18 protein-coding genes are annotated in these 21,191 nt (G+C 49.1%); 10 read left to right on the plus strand and 8 right to left on the minus strand.

Annotated elements, in window-relative coordinates; all coding sequences use genetic code 11:
- Nucleotides 1-11: 11 nt before the first annotated feature.
- Entirely contained in the window at nucleotides 12-938 is a 927-nt protein-coding gene (locus B8987_RS01875) for an NAD(P)-dependent oxidoreductase (RefSeq protein WP_020376243.1), read from the minus strand.
- A gap of 270 nt (nucleotides 939-1,208) precedes the next feature.
- Between B8987_RS01875 and B8987_RS01880 the strand changes: the two genes are divergently transcribed.
- From B8987_RS01880 to B8987_RS01900, 5 genes are all read left to right on the plus strand, one after another.
- Nucleotides 1,209-1,661 carry a FixH family protein gene (locus tag B8987_RS01880; RefSeq protein WP_020376244.1) on the plus strand — a complete coding sequence of 151 codons (453 nt, stop codon included), beginning with the start codon at nucleotides 1,209-1,211 and terminating at the stop codon, nucleotides 1,659-1,661.
- On the plus strand, nucleotides 1,648-2,235 hold the full coding sequence (locus B8987_RS01885; protein WP_020376245.1) for a hypothetical protein: 588 nt from the start codon (nucleotides 1,648-1,650) through the stop codon (nucleotides 2,233-2,235). The genes B8987_RS01880 and B8987_RS01885 overlap by 14 nt, the downstream gene beginning before the upstream one ends.
- A gap of 88 nt (nucleotides 2,236-2,323) precedes the next feature.
- A complete protein-coding gene (locus B8987_RS01890; RefSeq protein WP_020376246.1) occupies nucleotides 2,324-3,052 on the plus strand; it encodes a sulfite exporter TauE/SafE family protein in 729 nt (242 codons plus the stop codon).
- Complete coding sequence (locus B8987_RS01895) at nucleotides 3,040-5,481, plus strand: heavy metal translocating P-type ATPase (protein WP_020376247.1); 2,442 nt, start codon at nucleotides 3,040-3,042, stop codon at nucleotides 5,479-5,481. Before B8987_RS01890 ends, B8987_RS01895 begins: the two co-directional genes overlap by 13 nt.
- A gap of 137 nt (nucleotides 5,482-5,618) precedes the next feature.
- Nucleotides 5,619-6,440: an FTR1 family iron permease gene (locus B8987_RS01900; protein WP_020376248.1), complete on the plus strand. Its 822-nt coding sequence runs from the start codon at nucleotides 5,619-5,621 to the stop codon at nucleotides 6,438-6,440.
- Nucleotides 6,441-6,516: 76 nt separating this feature from the next.
- Here the strand turns inward: B8987_RS01900 and argH are convergent, their stop codons facing one another.
- The 6 genes from argH to argC all read right to left on the minus strand — a co-directional run bounded on the left by argH (nucleotide 6,517) and on the right by argC (nucleotide 13,411).
- Complete coding sequence (gene argH / locus B8987_RS01905) at nucleotides 6,517-7,914, minus strand: argininosuccinate lyase (RefSeq protein WP_242823893.1); 1,398 nt, start codon at nucleotides 7,912-7,914, stop codon at nucleotides 6,517-6,519.
- A complete protein-coding gene (locus tag B8987_RS01910; RefSeq protein WP_020376251.1) occupies nucleotides 7,914-9,137 on the minus strand; it encodes an argininosuccinate synthase in 1,224 nt (407 codons plus the stop codon). Before B8987_RS01910 ends, argH begins: the two co-directional genes overlap by 1 nt.
- 5 nt (nucleotides 9,138-9,142) lie before the next feature.
- Nucleotides 9,143-10,330, minus strand: a complete 1,188-nt coding sequence (locus B8987_RS01915; protein ID WP_020376252.1) for an aspartate aminotransferase family protein — start codon at nucleotides 10,328-10,330, stop codon at nucleotides 9,143-9,145.
- Nucleotides 10,331-10,391: 61 nt separating this feature from the next.
- Entirely contained in the window at nucleotides 10,392-11,147 is a 756-nt protein-coding gene (gene argB, locus B8987_RS01920) for an acetylglutamate kinase (protein WP_020376253.1), read from the minus strand.
- 27 nt (nucleotides 11,148-11,174) lie between these two features.
- The gene (argJ, locus tag B8987_RS01925; protein WP_020376254.1) at nucleotides 11,175-12,413 is read right to left on the minus strand and encodes a bifunctional glutamate N-acetyltransferase/amino-acid acetyltransferase ArgJ; all 1,239 of its coding nucleotides are present in this window, start codon (nucleotides 12,411-12,413) and stop codon (nucleotides 11,175-11,177) included.
- 5 nt (nucleotides 12,414-12,418) lie between these two features.
- Nucleotides 12,419-13,411: an N-acetyl-gamma-glutamyl-phosphate reductase gene (gene argC, locus B8987_RS01930; RefSeq protein WP_020376255.1), complete on the minus strand. Its 993-nt coding sequence runs from the start codon at nucleotides 13,409-13,411 to the stop codon at nucleotides 12,419-12,421.
- 127 nt (nucleotides 13,412-13,538) lie between these two features.
- Here argC and B8987_RS01935 point away from each other — a divergent pair, with 127 nt between their 5' ends.
- A complete protein-coding gene (locus tag B8987_RS01935) occupies nucleotides 13,539-14,687 on the plus strand; it encodes an aminotransferase class V-fold PLP-dependent enzyme (protein ID WP_020376256.1) in 1,149 nt (382 codons plus the stop codon).
- Nucleotides 14,688-14,706: 19 nt separating this feature from the next.
- Here the strand turns inward: B8987_RS01935 and B8987_RS01940 are convergent, their stop codons facing one another.
- Nucleotides 14,707-15,204 carry a DUF421 domain-containing protein gene (locus B8987_RS01940; protein WP_020376257.1) on the minus strand — a complete coding sequence of 166 codons (498 nt, stop codon included), beginning with the start codon at nucleotides 15,202-15,204 and terminating at the stop codon, nucleotides 14,707-14,709.
- Between the two features lie 101 nt (nucleotides 15,205-15,305).
- Between B8987_RS01940 and glnA the strand changes: the two genes are divergently transcribed.
- From glnA to B8987_RS01960, 4 genes are all read left to right on the plus strand, one after another.
- Nucleotides 15,306-16,634, plus strand: coding sequence for a type I glutamate--ammonia ligase (glnA, locus tag B8987_RS01945; RefSeq protein ID WP_020376258.1), 1,329 nt, complete (start codon nucleotides 15,306-15,308; stop codon nucleotides 16,632-16,634).
- A gap of 378 nt (nucleotides 16,635-17,012) precedes the next feature.
- Nucleotides 17,013-17,606, plus strand: a complete 594-nt coding sequence (locus tag B8987_RS01950) for a hypothetical protein (RefSeq protein ID WP_020376259.1) — start codon at nucleotides 17,013-17,015, stop codon at nucleotides 17,604-17,606.
- A gap of 67 nt (nucleotides 17,607-17,673) precedes the next feature.
- Entirely contained in the window at nucleotides 17,674-20,673 is a 3,000-nt protein-coding gene (gene fdhF, locus B8987_RS01955) for a formate dehydrogenase subunit alpha (protein ID WP_020376260.1), read from the plus strand.
- Nucleotides 20,654-21,139, plus strand: a complete 486-nt coding sequence (locus tag B8987_RS01960) for a helical membrane plugin domain-containing protein (RefSeq protein WP_020376261.1) — start codon at nucleotides 20,654-20,656, stop codon at nucleotides 21,137-21,139. Before fdhF ends, B8987_RS01960 begins: the two co-directional genes overlap by 20 nt.
- The last annotated feature ends 52 nt before the right edge of the window (nucleotides 21,140-21,191 follow it).

A 21,191-nucleotide genomic window follows, 5' to 3' on the forward strand; every position in this document is an offset into this window, starting at 1 on the left:
AATTCTCTCCCCTAATCATCCCAGCGCTTAACATAACTGGATTCATCCAAATCCATGTGTCCCGTCTCGGCATGTTTTTGATAAAGAGGCAAGGCACATCGTCCTAAGTCAGCCGAGAACTGATTTTGTTGAGCCATTTCGATGGCCAGTCGTAAATCCTTTAAGCGATTAGCTACAGAAAATCCCGGGGTAAAGTCATCACGCTTTAAGCGATCCAAGATTTTGCTCAGCTCATAACTTTGTGCTGAGCCAAAACTCATCACGGTCTCCATATCCTTTAAATCAAGACCTTGATGCAATCCAAATTGTAACCCTTCCGCTGCCGCCATCAAGTTTAATGCCGACACCATGTTCGATACCAGTTTCAGGGTTTGACCCTGACCGACCGCTCCCACATGTAATATCCGTTTGCCCATTTGCTGCAAATAAGGTTCAACTCGTTGAAAATCCCTTGCGTCTGCTCCTACCATAATGGTTAGGGTCGCCTGATCAGCCCCAATATCGCCCCCCGTGACGGGTGCGTCTGCCCAAGATCCTCCGCGTTGGCGCACCCGTTCTGCCAATTCTTGAGTCACCTGAGGAGATACTGTGGAGTGATCGACGACCAAAGTTCCGGGCTGAATGCCTGCTAATACGCCCTCATCGCCTAATACCACCTCGCGTAACGCTTGATCATCGGTGACCATGATAAAAATGATCTGGCTAGCTTGGGCCAAAGTGCTGGGGCTATCGTACCACGTTGCTCCTCCCTGAATAAGCATGGCAGCCCGGTCTTTCGTCCGGTTATAAACATTAATCGGTTGATGACGCAGTAAATTCCGCGCCATTTTTTGGCCCATAATGCCGAGTCCAATAAAGCCAATCCGCTCGCTCAGGATCCATCTCTCCTTTGTTATCGAGGTTATCAATTGTTTTGTGGGATTTATCGACACAGTCATACTACGATGATGACAGCATCTTTCAGTACAAGACGCGACCAAAAGGCCGAAATCATGACGTGTCACTTCCTCTTATTAAGCATACCAGACTCTTCTTTAGAGAAAAGACAAAAGCAATCGGCTTCATGGCTTTTGAATAACCATTCCCCGCCACTCGGTGAACCATTTACCACATAAGCTGATAACCGCCATCCGAACGACTTGCGTTATAATAACGAAAGAAGTTTGGGGTCTTTTTTACCTAGTGTCATTTATCTAGATCAGAAGGAGATGGCCGGTACGGCAGTGTGGAACAACACATCAAAAATGATTTGGGGAAGCTTTTTCGCAGCACTATTATCGATGTCAATAACAGGATGTGGTCAAACTGCGACGGCAAGTACCACATCAATCGGAAAAGAAACGGCTGTCATCGCACCATCGCGTGTGAAAATGACATTGACGTACCAGCCATCACCTCCCGTCGCATTAAAACCATTTTATGCGAAGGTTAACCTGGTAACAGCTAGTGGACAGCCCTTAAGCCAGGCCAAAGTTGTGATGCATTTAACAATGACGGATATGGATATGCCGCCCCAAACCATGACCTTGAAAAACGATGGTTCTGGACATTATAGTGGTCAAAGCGTTTTCTTAATGGCTGGCCCGTGGAAAATTACGACTGATATCATGTCACAAGGCAAAACCATGAAGGAGTCATTTACCGTTAATGTCAGCAATTAATATGGGACCGTCAACCGATCAAAACATGCCGCATCAGGGCATGGTTCGCACCATTCGCAACAAAGGATGGCGTTATGTCGCGCTAGTTATTTCATTGCTCGGGTATGCTGGTGCGGTGTCCTATCACATTCAATATCTGAGTTACATCGCCGACAGCAAAGGCTGCGTCGATAATCACACTTTACAATACACGGCGATTTTGATGACAGGACTATTGGGCGGTTTGGCCCTTGGACCATGGGTTCTAAAGTGGTCAACAAGCGCGATCAAAGCCCTAATGCCCGATACGCCTGATGAAATCCGTTACCGCCGCATCAAAGCTCTATCCATAGCATTTATTTTATTAGGGATGGCGGTAGATTTTCTCTGGATTATTCCGGCCCTCAATGTTTTTATCGACCAGCATACGCCGTTGCTTGTTGAAGTGGATTTAATTCTGTATCTTATGGGGGCGATTGCTGGCGCATCCTGGTACATTATTTTGGATCGGCAGTCGTGGCTTGGACTTCTCGTAACTCCGGCAATGGCTCTCATGATTATCGGCAGCGTTTTAGCTGGACATGGTTGGTGTTGATGGTTGGTGTTGGATTGAGGGAATATTCTGGTCCACAAATGGCGCGGGATCAGAGCCTGTTTACCGAAAAGAGGCGAGATAATTCATTATGGGAGCGTTATTGCTGTGGGCTTTAGGTGTCGGACTCTTGCAAGGGTTTCTTCACTGCACGGGCATGTGTGGTCCGTTTGTTTTGGCATTTAGTATGTCCTATCGTAATCAGTCGGCGCAAGCCGTGCATCCCCCCAAATATGTCATTCAAAGCCATTTAGCCCATAATTTAGGAAGAATTTTGTCCTTTACGATTATGGGAGCCATTTTTGGAGCGCTTGGCCACTTTGTCAATACCGCCGGCCATGCTACCGGACTTGATGCTGCCGCCGGGATTTTAGGTGGCGGAATGATGATTCTGTGGGCCCTTGATGAACTGAAGACCGGACACGGCGGCGGTTTTATGGAAAAATGGTCCTTACTTCAGTGGGGTCCAATCAAAAAGACGTTTCGAAAACTGATGACAATTCGCAGCCCCCGTGCCGCTTTCATTGCCGGATTAATTCTCGGCATTCATCCCTGCGGTTTAATTTTTGCTATGCTCTTATCAGCCGCCGCCACCGCGTCCCCACTGTCCGGAGCGCTCATTCTGCTGGTATTTGGCATTGGCACCAGTCCGGCATTGTTAAGCGTGGCCATTGCGGGTTGGTACGGGTCAAAAAGACTGCAAGGACGCAAGTTCTCTTATATTGCTGCGGGCTTAATTGCTCTTAGCGGCATTATCTTTATGCTCCGCGGTTTAGCGGTAAATGGTTGGATACCGGAGGTTAATCCATGGCTGTTTTAACCTGTTATTTATGTGAGCAACCTGTTGTCACAGAAGTGCCAGGTGATGGACACATTTTTTGTTGTCACGGCTGCCGGGAATTATGGCGGCTAATGGGCGACGAAGAAATTAAAGAATTAAAGAGCCGTCCTGGGGTAAACTGGGAAAATTTGCGTGAAAGCATCACGACCCCCACTCCCGTATTGCCGCTGAACGCCGATCCCAAGACGGTCACTATTGATATTGATGGCATGTGGTGTGCGTCCTGTAGTATTTTGGTGGAACAAGTGCTAACCCGTATGCCTGGGGTACTGGGCGCTCAAATTGATTTCGCCACCAGCACTGCACAAGTGGCTATGGATGCCTCCACCACCTCGTCGCACGAATTAGAACAAGCCATTATCAAGCTCGGCTATGATGCCAAAGAGCGGGAAACATCTGACGAAGAGTTGGAATTCGACCGCGATTTAGTCCTCCTGCGCCGATTTGGTATTTCTGTGGTGTTAACGATTTTTGTGATGATGTTTAGTGTACCGGTATGGTCGGGCTACTTGCCCCAATTTCCCCCTACCTTGCGCGAAAGCCTGGAATACGGATTATGGGCTTTAGCGACTCCTACCGTCTTCTTTAGCGGATGGCCATTTCTTAGGGGAGCCTGGTCCTCTTTGCGTCACGGTGTGCCAACAATGGATTTGTTGATATCCATCGGGAGCCTTTCCGCCTATGGTTACAGTATCTATACCATCTTCAGTGGCGGCAAATATCTCTATTTTGATACCGCCACCATGTTTATCACCTTTTTGCTGTTAAGCCGAAACTTGGAAGTGGGCACACGCAACCGGGCTGCCGGGGTTGTCCGTATGCTTTCACGGCTGAGTGTCAAATCCGCTTGGGTGTTAAGAGACGGACAAGAAATTCAAACCGATATTTCCCAGGTCCACGTCGACGATCAAATTGTTGTGCGCCCTGGGGAAAAGGTTCCGGTCGATGGGACGGTGATTGAGGGACATTCCGCCATCAATGAAGCGTTCTTAACCGGAGAAGCCGTCCCCGTAGACAAAAAAGTCGGAGATATTGTTTATGCCGGTACCGTTAATTCCACGGGTCGTCTTGTCATTAAGGCTCTTAGGGTGGCAGATGACACCATTTTGGCACAAACGTCCCGTTTCGTTAAAGCGGCTCAAGGTGCGCAAGGACAATGGCGGAAATTAGCCGACCGCGTGTTACGCATTTTTGTGCCTTCGGTTTTAGTATTTGGACTGCTTACCTTTGTCTATTGGGATTTGGTTGCCAAAGCCGGCACGGCGCCAGCGCTTTTGAACATGATTGCCGTGTTTGTTATTGCCTGTCCTTGTGCCTTAAGCGTGGCCACACCGTTAGCCGTACTAGCCGGCGCCCAAAGATTAGGCGGCTACGGCATGTTGTTACGTAGTGATGATGCTTTAGAGCGCGCCAGCGATGTGGATACGGTCATTATGGACAAAACTGGAACCTTAACCACGGGACAAATGACCTTAACGGAGTTTTGGCCCATGAATCCCGAAATCATGCAGCTGGTCGGGTCATTGGAGCTGGCATCGGAACACCCCATTGCGGCCGCAGTGATAAAATACATGGAACAACAACACATCACCTATTTACCGATAGAACAATTCACCGAAGAACCCGGCTGGGGTATCAAAGGACAAGTGGCTGGTCATGACGTTCACATTGGACAACTAGATGGCACCGAAGACCTCTCTTCGGAGATGAAAGAAAAATTGAATGAGTGGCAAGAAGAAGGACGGACCATTGCCAAAGTGGTTGTGGATGAAGCCATTCAAGCCCTTTTCAGTGTGGAAGATCAGCCTCGGGCCCACGCCAAAGAAGCCGTTTCGTCCTTGGCACACCAAGGCATTCAAGTGATCATGGCCACGGGTGACTCAGAAGAAGCCGCACGCGTGATGGCACAAAAATTGGGTATTACCCGTTATTATGCGCGGCAAAAACCTATTGACAAGGCAACCTTGGTCGAAGAATTAGAATCACAAGGGCATCATGTGGCGTTTGTCGGAGACGGAATTAATGATGCACCGGCGCTCGTCAAAGCTCACCTGGGTATCGCAATGGGCACAGGGTCAGATATCGCGATTGAAGCGGGACACTTAACGTTGACCCGTCCCAATTTGATGAGTCTGGTTGACACATTAACCACTAGCAAACAAGTCACACGGATTATTAAGCAAAATCTATTATGGGCTTTGTTCTACAACGCTCTGGCTTTACCGGCTGCCGCCTTAGGATATACCGGTCCTTTCATTGCGGCGGTGGCGATGCTGCTTTCCTCCGCGTTTGTCTTGGCCAATTCTCTACGTATCTTAGGCTTTTCTCCCAAACGCTACATTTTGGGAACCAGTGTGGCACTCGGTGTGGGGACCTCACTGGCCCTCATTGCGTGGCTCGGTTTATAGCTCAAACACCCGAATAGGTCATCTATTCGGGCTTCTCTTTTTAATTGATAATAATTATCATTATATATAACGCATAATTTTTCTCGATTGGCTAAAGACAGTACTATCCCACTTCGGGAAAAATGGAGGAATGACAAGTGCTTGCCACTGCCGTGATTTTTGCCCGGGAATCTCTTGAAGCGAGTCTTATCGTGGCCATCATCTTTAGTTATTTAAAACAGACCCAGGCTTCCCGCAATCTTTATGGGCAAGTTTGGATGGGTATTCTCATGGCTTTAACGGTCGATGGCATATTAGGTATGGTCATTTGGTTCACGATTCATGCTTATACCGGGACATCCTTACAAACGGTGCTTGAAGCCATCACTTATGTTTTTGCCGCGATATTACTCACCGCCATGAGCTTTTGGATGAAAAATCACAGTCCTCATCTCAAGCACGACCTCCAAGAAAATATCGAAAAATCCTTAAACGATTCAAAAGGATGGGCTCTGGGGTTGTTAGCCGGTGTCACTGTCGGCCGTGAAGGGCTCGAGACAACCATTTTTATCCTGGCTATAAGCTTCCAGACCACGTCGGGCGCCATAATATGGGGAGCCTTGCTCGGCCTTGGCACGGGCCTTTATGCTAGTTACGTGATTTACCATTTAGGTCGTAAATTGCCATTGAAATCCTTTTTTAACGTATTTGGTACGCTACTATTGATTTTTGCCTCGGCATTGCTTGCGGACGGGGTCGAAGACTTTCAAACTCTTCATTGGTTACCGGGTGGACACTGGATTTTATGGAACACAGGTCATATTCTCAGTGAATCCAGCGTCTTGGGAGATATTCTCCATACTTTCATAGGATATGCCCAGTCCCCCACCGGATTACAAATGGCCGTCTATGTGGGATTTCTTCTTTTGACTATCCCACGCTATCTGACAGTCTCAGGGAAAATTCCGGTTAAAAGCTAAAGGTTCCCGGGATAACCAGATCGGTGGCCACATCCCAGGAACCCTTGTGAGCACATGCCAAAAAATTTTACAGAGGTTACGAGGAAAACCGGTAGCCCTGATCCGCGAGCCACTTTTGGGTTGCCACAATGTGCTCCTTAACCCGCTTAGGTGCTGTTCCCATTGGCTGTTGGCGCTTTTCCACCAGATTTTCCGGACTAAGTTGCTTCAACCATTCGGGATTAATTTGGGGGGCAACGGTTTTCAGCCAATTCGCATCCACATCTTGAAATCCCTTGCCAACAGATTCTAGGGCACTGACGACATGACCAACCAAATGATGCGCTTCGCGGAAGGTCATTCCCGACTTGACCAGCATATCCGCGAGATCTGTCGCCGCCGTAAAATCGTTGCCGAGGCGTTTGGCGATGCGATCGCGATTGACCGTCAATGTTCTTAACATCCCAGAGACGACTATCAGCACGCTGTTCATGGTATCGACCACATCAAAGACCGCTTCTTTGTCTTCTTGCATATCGGAATCATAGGCCAAAGGCAGGCCTTTCATGGTGGTCAGTAGCCCTTGCAAGCGGCCAATCACACGCCCTGCCTTTCCCCGGGTTAATTCTGCAACATCAGGATTCCTTTTTTGCGGCATAATGGAGGAACCCGTTGAGTAAGCATCCGAAATGCGCACATAACCAAATTCTTGACTAGACCACAATACCAGTTCTTCCGCTAGTCGGCTCATATGCACCATCGTCAAAGAAGCCCAAGACAAAAACTCAAGAAGAAAATCGCGGTCTGAAACGGCGTCAATCGAATTGTCATACACGTGGCCAAGACCTAACAATTCAGCCGTTCGGCCAGGATTTGTCGGATAGGGTGTCCCACTTAAGGCTCCGGCCCCAAGAGGTGAATAATTGGTCCGCTCCCGCCATTGGCTTAAACGCTCAAAATCCCGAATAAACATACTCTTATACGCCAACCAATGATGGGACAACAGGACAGGCTGAGCAGCTTGCATGTGCGTATAACCGGGAATAATGACATCGAAATCGGCAGAAGCCCGCTCGAGGAGAGCATGAATGACATCAAGCAATCCCCACTTCAATTGTTCGCCGACATCTAACATATACAAGTGCATGTCCAAAGCCACTTGGTCATTGCGGCTCCTGGCCGTATGGAGCATCCCACTCACAGGACCAATAATCTCGGCCAAACGTCCTTCGACGTTCATATGCACATCTTCCCATTCAAGACGGGGAGTCAGTTGACCCGATTCCCATTCCTGACGGATTTGTTCGAGCCCCGCAATAATTTTCTCAGCCGCTTCTGGTGTCACAATCTGTTGTTCCGCCAGCATCGTCACATGGGCAATGGATCCCCTCACATCGTAAGGAAGTAACCGCCAATCAAAAAAAACCGATGCCGTAAAATGAGCCGCTTGTTGATCGAGCTGAGCCTGAAGTCTGGGACTTCGAGCCATATCCATTAGGCATCACCTCGTTGTTGCAGAAGACGCTGCCGCACTGCCAAGGGAAGACCAAAGAGGTGAATAAACCCTTCCGCATCGTGGTGATTGTATTGACCTCCATCAAAGGTCGCCAAATCTGCTGAATACAACGAGAAAGGCGAGGTCATCGCATGGACGGTGGCGGAACCTTTATAGAGCATGACATCTACCTCGCCAGTTACGACCTCATTCGCTGTATTGACAAATGCCATTAAAGATTCCCGCAATGCCGAAAACCACAGGCCATCATAAATCAACCGGGCCATGCGAAGTGCGACCGTTTGAGCAAAGGCTTGCGTTTCACGATCCCACGTTAAAGAGGTTAAACCGTGATGCGCCGCATACAGAATTGTTCCTCCAGGCGTTTCATAGACTCCTCGGGATTTCATTCCCACGAGACGGTTTTCGACCATGGTTACCCGCCCTATCCCGTGCTGAGCGCCGAGCTGGTTGAGGGTCTGCATCAAATCGATGGGTTCTCGTTCCTCCCCATTAATGGCCACCGGAACGCCTTTGTCAAAGCCAACCCGCACCCACTGTGGGGTATTTGGAGCCTCCAGCGGATCAGTGGTCCAGGTATAAACATCCGGCGGAGTTTTCACGCTGGGATCTTCCAGCACCCCCCCTTCATGGCTAATATGCCAGAGATTTTGATCACGGGAGTAGGGACTCGAAGGCGTCGCCGATACCGGAATATTATGCTCCTTGGCGTAGGCCATCGCCTCATTCCGCCCGGTAATATTCCATTCCCGCCAGGGCGCAATCACTTTCAAATCCGGTGCCCAGGCCATTACTCCCAATTCAAAGCGGACCTGGTCGTTACCCTTTCCCGTGGCCCCATGAGCGACCGCGGTGGCGTGATATTCCCTGGCCACTTCAACAAGGTGCTTAGCAATTAACGGCCGGGCAATAGCCGTGCCGAGCAAATAGACATTTTCGTAAATAGCCTGGGATTTCAACATCGGAAAGGCATAGTCCGTTAAAAATTCTTGACGCAAATCTTTAATCACGACCGCTTTAGCGCCCGAGGCAAACGCTTTGTCCCGTACTTTATCTAAATCGTCTCCTTGGCCTAAATCCGCACAGAAAGCGACCACCTCGACTCCATAGTTTTCTTTAAGCCAGGGAATAATAATGGAGGTATCTAATCCTCCAGAATAGGCTAAAACCACCGTATCACCAGGATGAATCCCGTCAACCATCTTCGTTACGCTCCTTCACGTTGTGATGTGATATATGATGAGAAAACCTGAGTCATAATCTCAAAAAATGCGTCCAATGCCCGATCATCGATAATAAGCGGCGGCAACATGCGAATCACATCCGGCTTCGGGGCATTTAAGATCAATCCGTTGTCTAGCGCATCCAATACCAAAGTCTTGGCGGGCACCTTGACGACCAGTCCCCACATGAGTCCTCGTCCCCGATATCCGCTAACAATCTCTGGGAAGGCGTCTTGCAAAGCTACCAGCTTAGCTTCCATTTTGGGAGCCATCTGACGGACATGCTCGAGTCCTTCGCTTTGTAACCAGTCTAGAACTTCTAAGGCTACGGTCGCGGCTAAAGGATTGCCCCCAAACGTGGTCCCATGATCCCCGGGCTGGAAATAGCGGGCCACCTCTTTTTTGGCTAACATGCCGCCTATGGAAATCCCCGCACCAATCCCCTTGGCCACCGTAATAATATCCGGCTTAATGCCTTCGTGCTGAAACCCAAACCAATCCCCGGTTCGTCCCATGCCCGTCTGCACTTCATCGACCATCAAAAGAGTGCCGGCATCCTGAGCTAGTTTGGCGGCAGCTGATAAATATCCGGGAGGGAGCGGAATAACTCCTCCTTCGCCTTGAATCGCTTCGACAATCAACCCACAAGGTTTAAACCGGTCTAGTGCTTCTTCTAATGCGGACAGATTTCCTGCCTCGACTTCATAAAATTCCGGCACTAAAGGCGTAAAGGGGTCTTGATAGGCGGGGACAAATGTGGCGGACAGCGATCCCATCGTCCGCCCATGAAATCCTCCACTTAAACTGAGAATGGCCGAACGGCCCACCGTCTTCCCATAGCGGCGCATGAGTTTAATCCCAGCTTCATTAGCTTCCGTTCCGCTATTGGCCCATAACGACCAATACCCGTGAGTAATCTCTGCCATTTTATTGCTTAAGTCAATCCCGGGCTGATGCCAAAACAAGTTTGAGGTGTGGGTAAGGCTTACGGCTTGATTTAAGGCCTTAACAACACGTTCATGGTGATAGCCTAAGGCATTCACGCCAATCCCCGCCAAGAAATCCCAGTAGTGCTTGCCTTGAATGTCCCACACTTCAGCACCTTGACCATGACTTAATGTCACAGGATAGCGTGCATACACGGCCATGAGATGATTTTCCGTCATTGCCATTGTCTTTGTCTTGCCCCTTTCGTCATTGTTCGTGCCACCATCAACTCATACCACCCCGGGGCTAGACGATGTGTGTCGTCCCCTCGCTCTCATCGTAAAACGCCCCAATCAATACCTGCTTGACGCCTCCTTGCAAAGCTCTTTGCGCGGCTTGCAATTTGGGAATCATCCCCTCAGTCGCTTTCCCCTGGTCAATCCACGTGCCAATTTCATCCTGAGTCAGATGCGCCACAATCCTGGCATCCGGGTCGGGACTTGTCCTCAGTCCGCCGCGATCGGTATAAAACACCAGCAAATCCGCTTGGATGTGACGGGCCACAGCCTCGGCGACACCATCCCCGTTACAATTTAAAATTTCCGTATGGTCTTCATTGGGCGCCAACGGCGCAATCACCGGCACAAATCCTAAAGTCCATAACTGATCTAACAAATCGGCTTTGACATCGCTAATATATCCCACATAGCCAAGCTCTTTAGGCGGCAAATGCCTCGCGACCATGAAAGCGCCGTCCATTCCAGAAAGTCCGATGGCCGTTATCCCTTGGCGATTTAAGGCATGAACTAATAGAGCGTTCATTTCTCCTCGTAAAATCCTTATGACATGCCCTAAAACTTCAGGGGTCGTGACCCGTTGCCCTTGATAAAACTGAATCGGGGTTTGAGTTTGTCTTAAGCTTTCGGAAATTGCGGGTCCCCCTCCATGGACAATAGCCAGCTGATGACCTTCGGCCACAAAAGTTTGAACTTCCCTCATCCATGGTGAACCACCCGGCCCATCACTTAAGACGCTTCCTCCCACTTTGATCACAACACGCATAAAATTTTTGCCTCTCCTATCATGACATTACGTGCGGTAATGGGCATTGATTTCCACATAACGCTCGGTCAAGTCACAACCCCAAGCTTCTGCCTCATAGGATCCGTTGTGTAGATCTACCTCAATCACCACTTCATGTTGGCCCATAATGTCTTTGGCTTCATTCTCATCAAAAGAGGTGGGCAGACCGTGGTCAAATAATGTTAGGCGGCCCATGCGAATGGCAACCTGATCGGGATCAAAGGCGCCAGGGGTCGTCCCGATGGCTGCTAAAATTCTTCCCCAATTAGGGTCTTGCCCGTAAATGGCCGCCTTAACCAAGTTAGAACGCACCACCACACGGGCTTTTTGGGCCGCATCTTCTTCTGATGGGGCCCCTTTGACATGACAAGTGATAAGATGAGTTGCTCCTTCACCATCATCTGCAATCATGCGGGCGCCTTGTCGCAATAAATGGGTCAAAGCCGATTGAAAGAGCTTAATCGACTCCGGAGTTTCAATAGCCACCCGGCTAAACCCATTAGCCATCATTAATACCATATCGTTAGTCGAGGGATCGCCATCCACGGAAATCCGGTGAAAACTTCGGTCCACAGCCTGACGCAAAAGATGGTCTTGAAGCTCTTTGTCAATCACGGCATCCGTCGTAACAAACGCTAACATGGTGGCCATATTCGGATGAATCATACCTGATCCCTTGGCCATCAACCCCATATGCACTGTGCCTTCGGGCAGAGTGACTTCGGCGGCTAAGACTTTAGGAACCTGGTCCGTCGTCAAAATCGCTTCGCTGGCGGCTTTGCCATCACAGTCCCGGTGCTGTTCCCACTGTTCCAGCAACTGATGAATGCCCTGGTCAATCTTGTCCATGGGAAGAGGCACTCCAATGACGCCCGTGGATGCGACCGCGACAAAGGAGGGGGGTATATTGAGACCCCTAGCCGTACGTTCCTGCATCAGAGCGGCGTCTTTTTCTCCTTGGGGACCCGTCGCCGCGTTGGCATTGCCCGCATTAATAATGACGGCTTGACACAATCCGTGGTACACCGTTTTTTGGGTGAGTAATACAGGCCATGCCTTAGCCGTATTCGTCGTAAACAGCCCAGAAACCACAGCCGGTTTGACAGACCAGATTAGGGCCATATCCGGACGTCCCTTTAGAATCCCTGAAGCCGTACCAAACGCCTTAAATCCCAAGGGGGTCGTCACGTTGCCCACTTTCCAGGTCATATGGGCCAAGGCGGGTTCTATGATATTTCTTATCATCTTTGTCACTCCAAACCTAATTCCATGGGCCAATTCATCCATCGATTGACATGTTGTACCGCCTGACCGGCTGCCCCTTTTTGTAAATTGTCCAAGGCTGAATATAAAACCAATGTGCCTGAGCGTTCGTCGGCTGAGACTCCCAGTTCGATCCGGTTGGTATCCCGCACACGGCGGGTTTGGGGCTTCTGACCCGGCGAGAGGACAGTGATAAACGCATTACCGTCATAATAATCTTGCCATAATTCCACCACGCTGTTTGCTGACAAGGAACTGTTGGGAATGTAGATCGTTAACTCCATTCCACGAGCCATGGGCATTAAATGGGGCTGAAAGACGACCGTCTGGCCTGTCACCGCTTCCATTTCAAAGGTATGCCGGTGTTTGCCAGGATCATTATACGGGGTAACATTTTCTACCATTTCAGCCATCATTAAATGCTCCCGGGGTGCTCGTCCCGCGCCGCTCACCCCAGATTTCCCGTCGACAATCACTAAAGGCAGGGATTGTCCCTGAGCGATTAACGGAGCAACAGCCGCATAAAATGCCGTGGGATAACACCCCGGATTTCCTAAAATCCGCATAGCATTGTCATAATCCATGGTGGGATCATCGGCATATCCGGCTTTAGCTAGGGCTAATAATTCCGGTGCCGGATGCGAACCATAAGCTTGTTCATACACTTTAATATCTTGAAAACGAAAATCAGCCGACAAGTCGACAATTTTCGCCCCTCGTTCAATCCACTCAAAAAAATAGGGTGTCGCTTGCTTCGGTCCCTGACAACTAAAGACCCAGTCAAATTCCATATCACTGAGGTCTTTGGGATCGACAAACACAGACGGTCCCCGTGATAAATATGGAAAAATGTCAGAGACGGGCTCTTGTTGTTGCCGACTGGATGTGAGTGCCACAATCTCAAATTCGGGATGGCGGGCCAGGATTTTCACGACCTCTTGACCAGCATATCCCGTTGCTCCTACGACCACAGCGCGCATGGTGTCACCTCGAGAATGATTATACATTCGTTTGCATTATTATTCAACAATATTTCATATCCGCTCTTAGACAAAATACGCTACCATAATCACGGGCAGTGTGACATAAGGAGGCCATCCACAAGATATGACAGATCAAGAGATTCAGGCAATTCGTGAAGAATTTCCTCTTTTACATCACCAATTATATTTAAATAATTGTTCACTGGGATCACTTCCCAAACGTTCGACCCAGTACATTCAGCATTTTTTGGATTTATGGAATGAGGGGGGGACCGAAGCCTGGAAAGAATGGTTTCCCCAGTTGCAACGCATTAAAGATTTGTTGAGCCCCATTCTCTCAGCATCTTCTCGTGATATTGCGCTCTCGCCCAACGTGTCAACGGCACTAACCATGGTCGCGTCCATGGTCGCTCCCCTGTTCCCCAAACGTCCCAAAGTGGTTGTCAGTGAACTCGATTTTCCCACCACCGTGTATCAATGGCTCGTGAAAAAGCCCTTAGGGGTAGAAGTTGTCGTTGTCAAAAGTCGAGACGGCCTCAGTATTGATCTGGACGACTGGGCTAAAGCTATCGATTCGCGCACCGCTTTAGTGGCTACGGGCCATGTTTTCTATTTAACATCAGCCATCCAAGACATAGAAGCGTTAGCACAAATTGCCCATGACCAGGGAGCTCTCATTGCTATTGATGGGTACCATGCAGTCGGTACCTTTCCCTTACAATTGCATCAAAGCCACGTGGACTTTTATGTCGGTGGCGTATTGAAATGGCTTCTTGGGGGACCTGGCACCGCGTTTTTGTGGACTCCTGAACATATTCGCCGAGAGTTCCCCCCCACTGTTGCCAGTTGGCTCGGTTCGAAAGAACCCTTTGCCTTCCACAATACCAGCTGGGAACCTGCAGATGACGCCACCCAGCTAGAATTCGGTACACCCCCCGTCCAAGCCCTATACCAGGCTCAAGGTGGCCTTGAAATTATCAACCAGGTAGGACTTGAGACAATTCGTCAAAGACATCTCATGCTGTCGCGACGTCTACTCCAACAAACCGCTCACTTGCCCCTTAGCCTGCATAGTCCCATTGATGATGAGAAGCGGGGCGGTATGGTCCTCTTTGAGACACCCAGAGCTCACGAAGTCGTGCAGGAATTGGTCAAACAGCACGTCATCATCGATGAACGCCCAGGATTACTTCGCATTTCGCCGCATTTTTACAACACGGAAGAAGAAATTGACCAGTTTGTGGAGTCTCTTACCGCCGCGCTCGCCAAGTAACAGACTTTCGTCGAATCCTCTAATTTTGGGAACCAGACTTCCCTTTAGAGGATTTCGACGACGATTGTGAGGTTTTTTTCTTCACCGAAATGTCACCCGTTGGCTCCAGGCGGGCCTCGGACACATCTTTCAACGGCACGTCATTTTTACGCAATTCCATAAACAAATCGGCATTGGAGACCCGTTCTTTTTTCAGCATGTGCTGGTCGATATGACCATTATGAATCAGCCTGGTGGATGTCCCTTGCGTCATTTTCTCCAACCAACGGAAACGCACATTTAACCACGTTAATAAATACTGCAAGAGCCCCAACAACACGGTAATGCCAATCGCATTAATCAGTGGTGTCTTGCTATCTTCCATGCCTATAGCAACGGCTTCGCCGATCATAATGATCACAGCAAAGTCAAAGGGACCCATTTTGGCCAGGGTTCTTTTGCCCATCATGCGAAATACCAATAAAGCTACAAGCCAAAGGATTGCAGTTCGATATAATAAAATAAATAGCTCGTCCACAAGCTCACTCCTTACTGAGAGACTGGGCGTAGCGTATGCTCAATAGGGAAATGCTATGCGAACAAAACCCTAGAATGTCATGGCAAGAACTGGGAGGATTTATGGGACTGACAAAGACCGATGTCTTAGAAAAAGCAAAAGCTCTCAATGTCAAATTTATCCGTCTGCAATTTACCGATATTTTAGGCGTGGTCAAAAATGTGGCCATCCCTTTACAATCCCTTGAAGCGGCTTTAGATGGCCAAATTATGTTTGATGGGTCATCGATAGAAGGTTTTGTACGGATTGAAGAATCTGATATGTATCTTGATCCCGATCCGGACACCTTTGCCATTTTTCCCTGGAGTCCTCCTGAGGGGATGACAGCCCGTCTCATGTGTGATATCAAACATCCCGACGGTAGTCCCTTTGCCGGAGACCCCCGGACCACGTTGAAACGGGTTTTACGCGAAGCCCATGAGCTGGGTTATGACATTACCGTGGGACCTGAACCCGAATTCTTTTTATTTGAACGCGACAAAGACGGCAAAGCGACTAACCGGACAGTCGACCAGGCGGGATATTTCGATTTATCTCCTGTCGATTTAGGAGAAGATGTCCGCCGGGAAATCGTATTAACCTTAGAACAAATGGGCATTGGTATTGAAGCGACGCACCACGAAGTCTCCCCAGGCCAGCATGAAATTGATCTACGCTACGCCGATGCGTTACGAACAGCCGACAATATCGTGACCTTTCGCTTCGTCGCGCGCACCGTCGCCCTCCAGCGCAATTTTCATGCGACTTTCATGCCCAAGCCGCTGCAGGGAGTCAATGGGTCTGGACTTCATTTGCATCAAGCCCTGTTCAAAGATGGAGTCAATGCCTTTCAAGATCCGAAACACCCTGATGGGATTAGCAAAATTGGTCTCCGATACATTGCAGGCTTAATTGAACATGCCAAGGCTTTTACCGCCATCACCAACCCCTTGATTAATAGCTATAAACGCCTGGTTCCTGGCTACGAAGCTCCGGTCTATATCGCCTGGTCAATGGGCAATCGCAGTCCCATGATTCGCGTTCCCCAAGCACGAGGGGAAGCCACACGCATTGAACTGCGCTCCCCTGACCCATCTTGTAACCCGTATTTGGCTTTAGCTGTGACCATTAAGGCTGGATTAGATGGCATCAAACGCAAGCTCGATGCTCCAGCTCCTGTCAGCCGTAACATTTACCGGATGCACGAACATGAACGCCGCGAATATGGTATCGAGAATCTCCCAGAAGATCTCGCCGAGGCTTTGGATTATTTTGAGAAAGACAATGTCATGCGCGAAGCCCTGGGTGAGCACATTTTTTCCCGGTTTCTTGAAGCCAAACGCATTGAATGGGAAATTTACCGTCAGCAAGTTCATGACTGGGAAATCGATCAATATCTCACCGTCTACTAAAAACTCATTGACAGCCATCAACTAGGACAACGCGGATAACCGCGTTGTCTTTTTCTTAATCAATGCCTATTCAGGAGATTTGTTGATGATTACATCCATCCCCCCTATATGTCTCGTTTACCATCATGATGCGACACACTACGACTAGGCCAATGGTTCTTAAATCTTTTGTCTGTCTTCCTATTTTAGGTATAGTTCCACGCTTTGTGGTCCATCCTGTGGGAGGGGAACGAGACCAGGAATGGCATAAAAGTTTCAGTATACTGACAATTTGTGTTATCAAAATGAGTGGTCTATAATACCAGATCGAAGGAGCCAATCCTGAATGATTCGCCCCTTACCACCTAGTTACTGCTCAATTGCCAGGAGGCGAATATTGTGTTAGCAACAGGTTTTGTGCAATCGCCCTTTGTGCCGATTGCGATTGGATTTTTTGGTTTAGGAACATGCTATTTCGTTTGGGGTGGACAAGCCCTCTTTGGAACCCCCAAAACCTCCCCCGAAGTCAGTCGCGCTCTATCGATTTGGGGCATTTGGATGGGCGGATTCATGCAATTTATTACCGGCGTCTACCTGATGGTCGGTCTCAGCTGGTTTGGGGTCTATACCCATCAAGCCCCGTTATACATGGCCGCTGTGGCCTTTACCAGTTATGGCGTCCACTGGTTTGCGATCGGATGGCGGCGTTATATTGGAGCTAACGATGAAGTGGATGGCTACATGGCTCTGGCCTTTTTGGCCATCTCTATTCTGGGCGTCCTCGTCTTTCATCAAGCGGGCGATGTGCCAGTCACCATTTTATTTGCTCTCTTAGCCTTGATTTACCTCTTAGAAATTCCCACCCGGCTCGCGAGCTGGACTGCTGGCGTCCGCGCCATTGGCTTTGTCCAGTTTATCACCGCAATTTGGCTCATGTACCTCACTTACGGCGTCGTCATGGATGTCGCTTTGACCCAGCATTGGTGGATCTAGATCACAAATTGCATCTTAGCCTTATCCACCGCGTCATCATTATTCATCGATTAAGGAGGCATGCCTTGTGAGTCAACCTGGTTGGGAAATTATTGTCGACGGCCAGCGTTTGTCTGGTCAAAAAGGCCAGACCATTTTGGAAGTGATGTTGCAAAACGGGATGGATTTGCCGCATATTTGTTACCATCCCAATCTCGGACCGATTCAAACCTGCGACACCTGTATTGTGGAAACTGAAGGCGGCTTATTACGCGCGTGTGCGACCCGCATCGCCCCGAATATGGTTGTAAACACGACTTCGGGCAATGCCAAAGACGCCCGGGTGGAAGCCATGAACCGGATTCTCCATAACCACCAGCTTTATTGCACAGTCTGTGATAACAACAACGGCAACTGTGTGGTACATAATACCACCGAAATGATTGGAATCAGCCACCAAAAATATCCCTTTGAACCCAAACCCTATAAACCGATTGATGATACCAATCCTTTTTACCGCTATGATGTCAACCAATGTATTTTGTGCGGTCGCTGCGTTGAGGCGTGTCAGGATTTAGAAGTCAACGAAACCCTTTCCATAGACTGGAGTCTTGAACGTCCGCGCGTGGTATGGGATGGCGGGGTCGATATCGGTGAGTCTTCTTGCGTCTCCTGTGGACATTGTGTGAGTGTCTGTCCCTGCAATGCCTTGATGGAAAAAAGCATGTTGGGTGAGGCCGGTTATCTCACCAATATACCGGCTGACACGTTAAAGCCGATGATCGAGTTTGTTGAAGATATTGAACCCAGTTTACCCCCGGTATTCAAACTGTCCGATATCGAGTCCACCATGCGTCAAAGTCGGATTAAACGAACCAAAACCGTTTGCACATACTGTGGTGTCGGTTGCTCATTTGACATCTGGACTAAAGACCGTCAAATTCTCAAAGTCGAACCGACGTATGAAGCACCCACTAACGGGATTTCCACCTGTGTCAAAGGCAAATTTGGCTGGGAATTTGTCAATAGTCCGGATCGTTTAACCTCGCCCCTCATCCGGCGCGGCGACAAGTTTTATGAAGCCAGCTGGGAAGAAGCCTACCAACTCATTGCCGAGAAAATGACGGCCATTAAACAGCAGTATGGACCCGATGCATTTATGTTTATCGCCTCCTCCAAAGCATCTAATGAAGAGGCGTATTTGTTGCAGAAACTGGCACGCAATGTGATTGGTACCAATAACGTCGATAACGATTCAACATATTGTCAGGATCCGGCCACCTACGGCTTACGGACCACCGTGGGATACGGCGGTGACAGTGGATCCATCCACGACATGGAGAAAGCTGATTTGATCATGACCATTGGCTCCAACACCGCGGAATCCCATCCCGTTTGGGCCACGCGTGTTAAACGAGCCCATAAGCTCAAAGGAACCAAATTGGTTGTGGTCGACATTCGTAAACATGAGATGGCTGAACGAGCCGATGTGTGGGTCAAACCCAAGCCCGGAACCGACGGCATTTGGATTTTGGGATTATCGAAATATCTGGTCGATCAAGGCTGGATTGACCGGAAATTCTTGACCGAACGGGTTGATGGTGTCGATGACTATATCGAATCACTCGCACCCTACACGCTCGAATATACCGCTCAAATGACTGGCATTCCCAAAGAAACCACGGTCAAAGTGGCCGAAATGATTCATGAGGCTCATGCCATGTCTATTCTGTGGGCCATGGGTGTCACTCAGCAACGAGATGGCTCAGAAACGTCTCTCGCCATTTCCAACCTCCTCTTGCTCACGGGTAATTTTGGACGCCCTGGTACGGGCGGCTATCCCTTGCGGGGGCACAACAATGTGCAAGGGGCTTCAGATTTCGGAGCGAAACCACATTTCTTACCGGGTTATCAAGATCCCTCAGATGACGAAGTGCGCGCTCGCTTTAAAAAAGTCTGGGGTACAGAAATTCCCAAAAATATGGGCGTAAACAACCAAGAACTCACGGGTGAAATTCTTAAAGGACGCATCAAAATGCTGTACGTGGTAGGAGAAGATACTGCGTTGGTTGATGCCGATGCCAATCAGGTCCGCGATGCCTTCAGCCAGTTAGAGTTTATGGTTGTTCAAGAAATCTTTATGACTAAAACCGCGCAATATGCGGATGTGATTTTACCGGCTTCTCCTTCCTTGGAAAAAGAAGGAACTTTTGTCAACACCGAACGGCGGATTCAACGATTTTATCAAGCGATGGAACCACTGAAGGGCACGAAACCCGACTGGATTATTTTGCAAGAGGTCGCCCAACATCTCGGTGCCAATTGGCCTGTTTATCGCCACCCAAGTGAAATCATGGATGAGGTTGCCCAGTTAACCCCGCTTTTGGCTGGTGTTCGCTATGATCGCCTAGAAGGCTATCACACACTCCAGTGGCCGGTAGCTCCCGATGGAACCGATTCGCCGCTTCTTTATATCGATCGATTCCACAAACCAGGCGGGAAAGCGCAGCTAACGCCGATGTCTTTCGTCGGTCCCAGTCAAGAAGCCGAAAAATTCGACCTGCATATCAATAACGGGCAACTTCTCGAACACTTCCACGAAGGTAACATGACCTATAGAGTGCGAGGAATCGAACATCTTGTCCCCGAAGTGTTTGTCGAAGTCTCCAAAGAACTAGCTATGGAACGCAACCTCAAAGATGGGATGATGGTGCGTCTTGTCTCACCAACGGGTTCGGTGAAGGTACCGGTGCTCATCACGGACAGGGTAAGCGGACACGAACTCTATTTACCCATGAATTCCCGTGGCGAGGGTGCCATTAATAACATCACGGGCACGGGAATCGATACCCGTACGGATACCCCCGCCTATAAAGAGACGGTGGCCTATATGGAAATCCTTGATGAAGAGGCTCCCAACAAGTCGCCGTTACCGCGCTATAACTGGCGATTCCATAAACGTCATCCCCAACTTGGTGTCCAAGTCGAGAAAAAATGGCGTCGGCGCGACTACATTCCATTAGTCACGACCCCAGCTGGAAAAAATCAACCGCTAGAGGAGGATGACCATGGCTCAGCCCACCACTAACATTGTGCGAAAGCATCCCTCTTTAGACGAACAATGGGATGAACTCAAAGCGCAACTCATCAATGACAAAGAAACGGCCGAGGCGCTTCTGCGCTTCGCCCGGGCTGCACAAGATGCCGGAGTATTGCCGTTTTTGACCGGGCTTCTAGAGCAAAAGAATTCGGTTCTTCACATCCTCATGGAGGAATTAAACCAAGACAGCGTGAAAAAGGCGATTAATAATGGTGAACAGATCGCGGCACTGTTAGGTAACATTCCTCAAAATGCGTTTCATAACGCCATTGAGGCTCTTGGGCAGGGCCTAACGCATATGGGCTCCTTACCGGCCACGGACAGTCACGAAGGCATGAGTATTTTTCAGTTATTGGGTTCGTTGAAAAATCCTGATATTGCCCGCGGGCTCAGAGCCTTACTAGGTTTCTTGGAAGGCTTTGGACAAGCTTTGGCCACACCCAAAAAATCTTAAGACGACAAATCACAAAGAGGCTAGCCATAACTAGCCTCTTTGTCTTTGCCAA

Source organism: Sulfobacillus thermosulfidooxidans DSM 9293 (assembly GCF_900176145.1).
GTDB lineage: Bacteria > Bacillota > Sulfobacillia > Sulfobacillales > Sulfobacillaceae > Sulfobacillus > Sulfobacillus thermosulfidooxidans.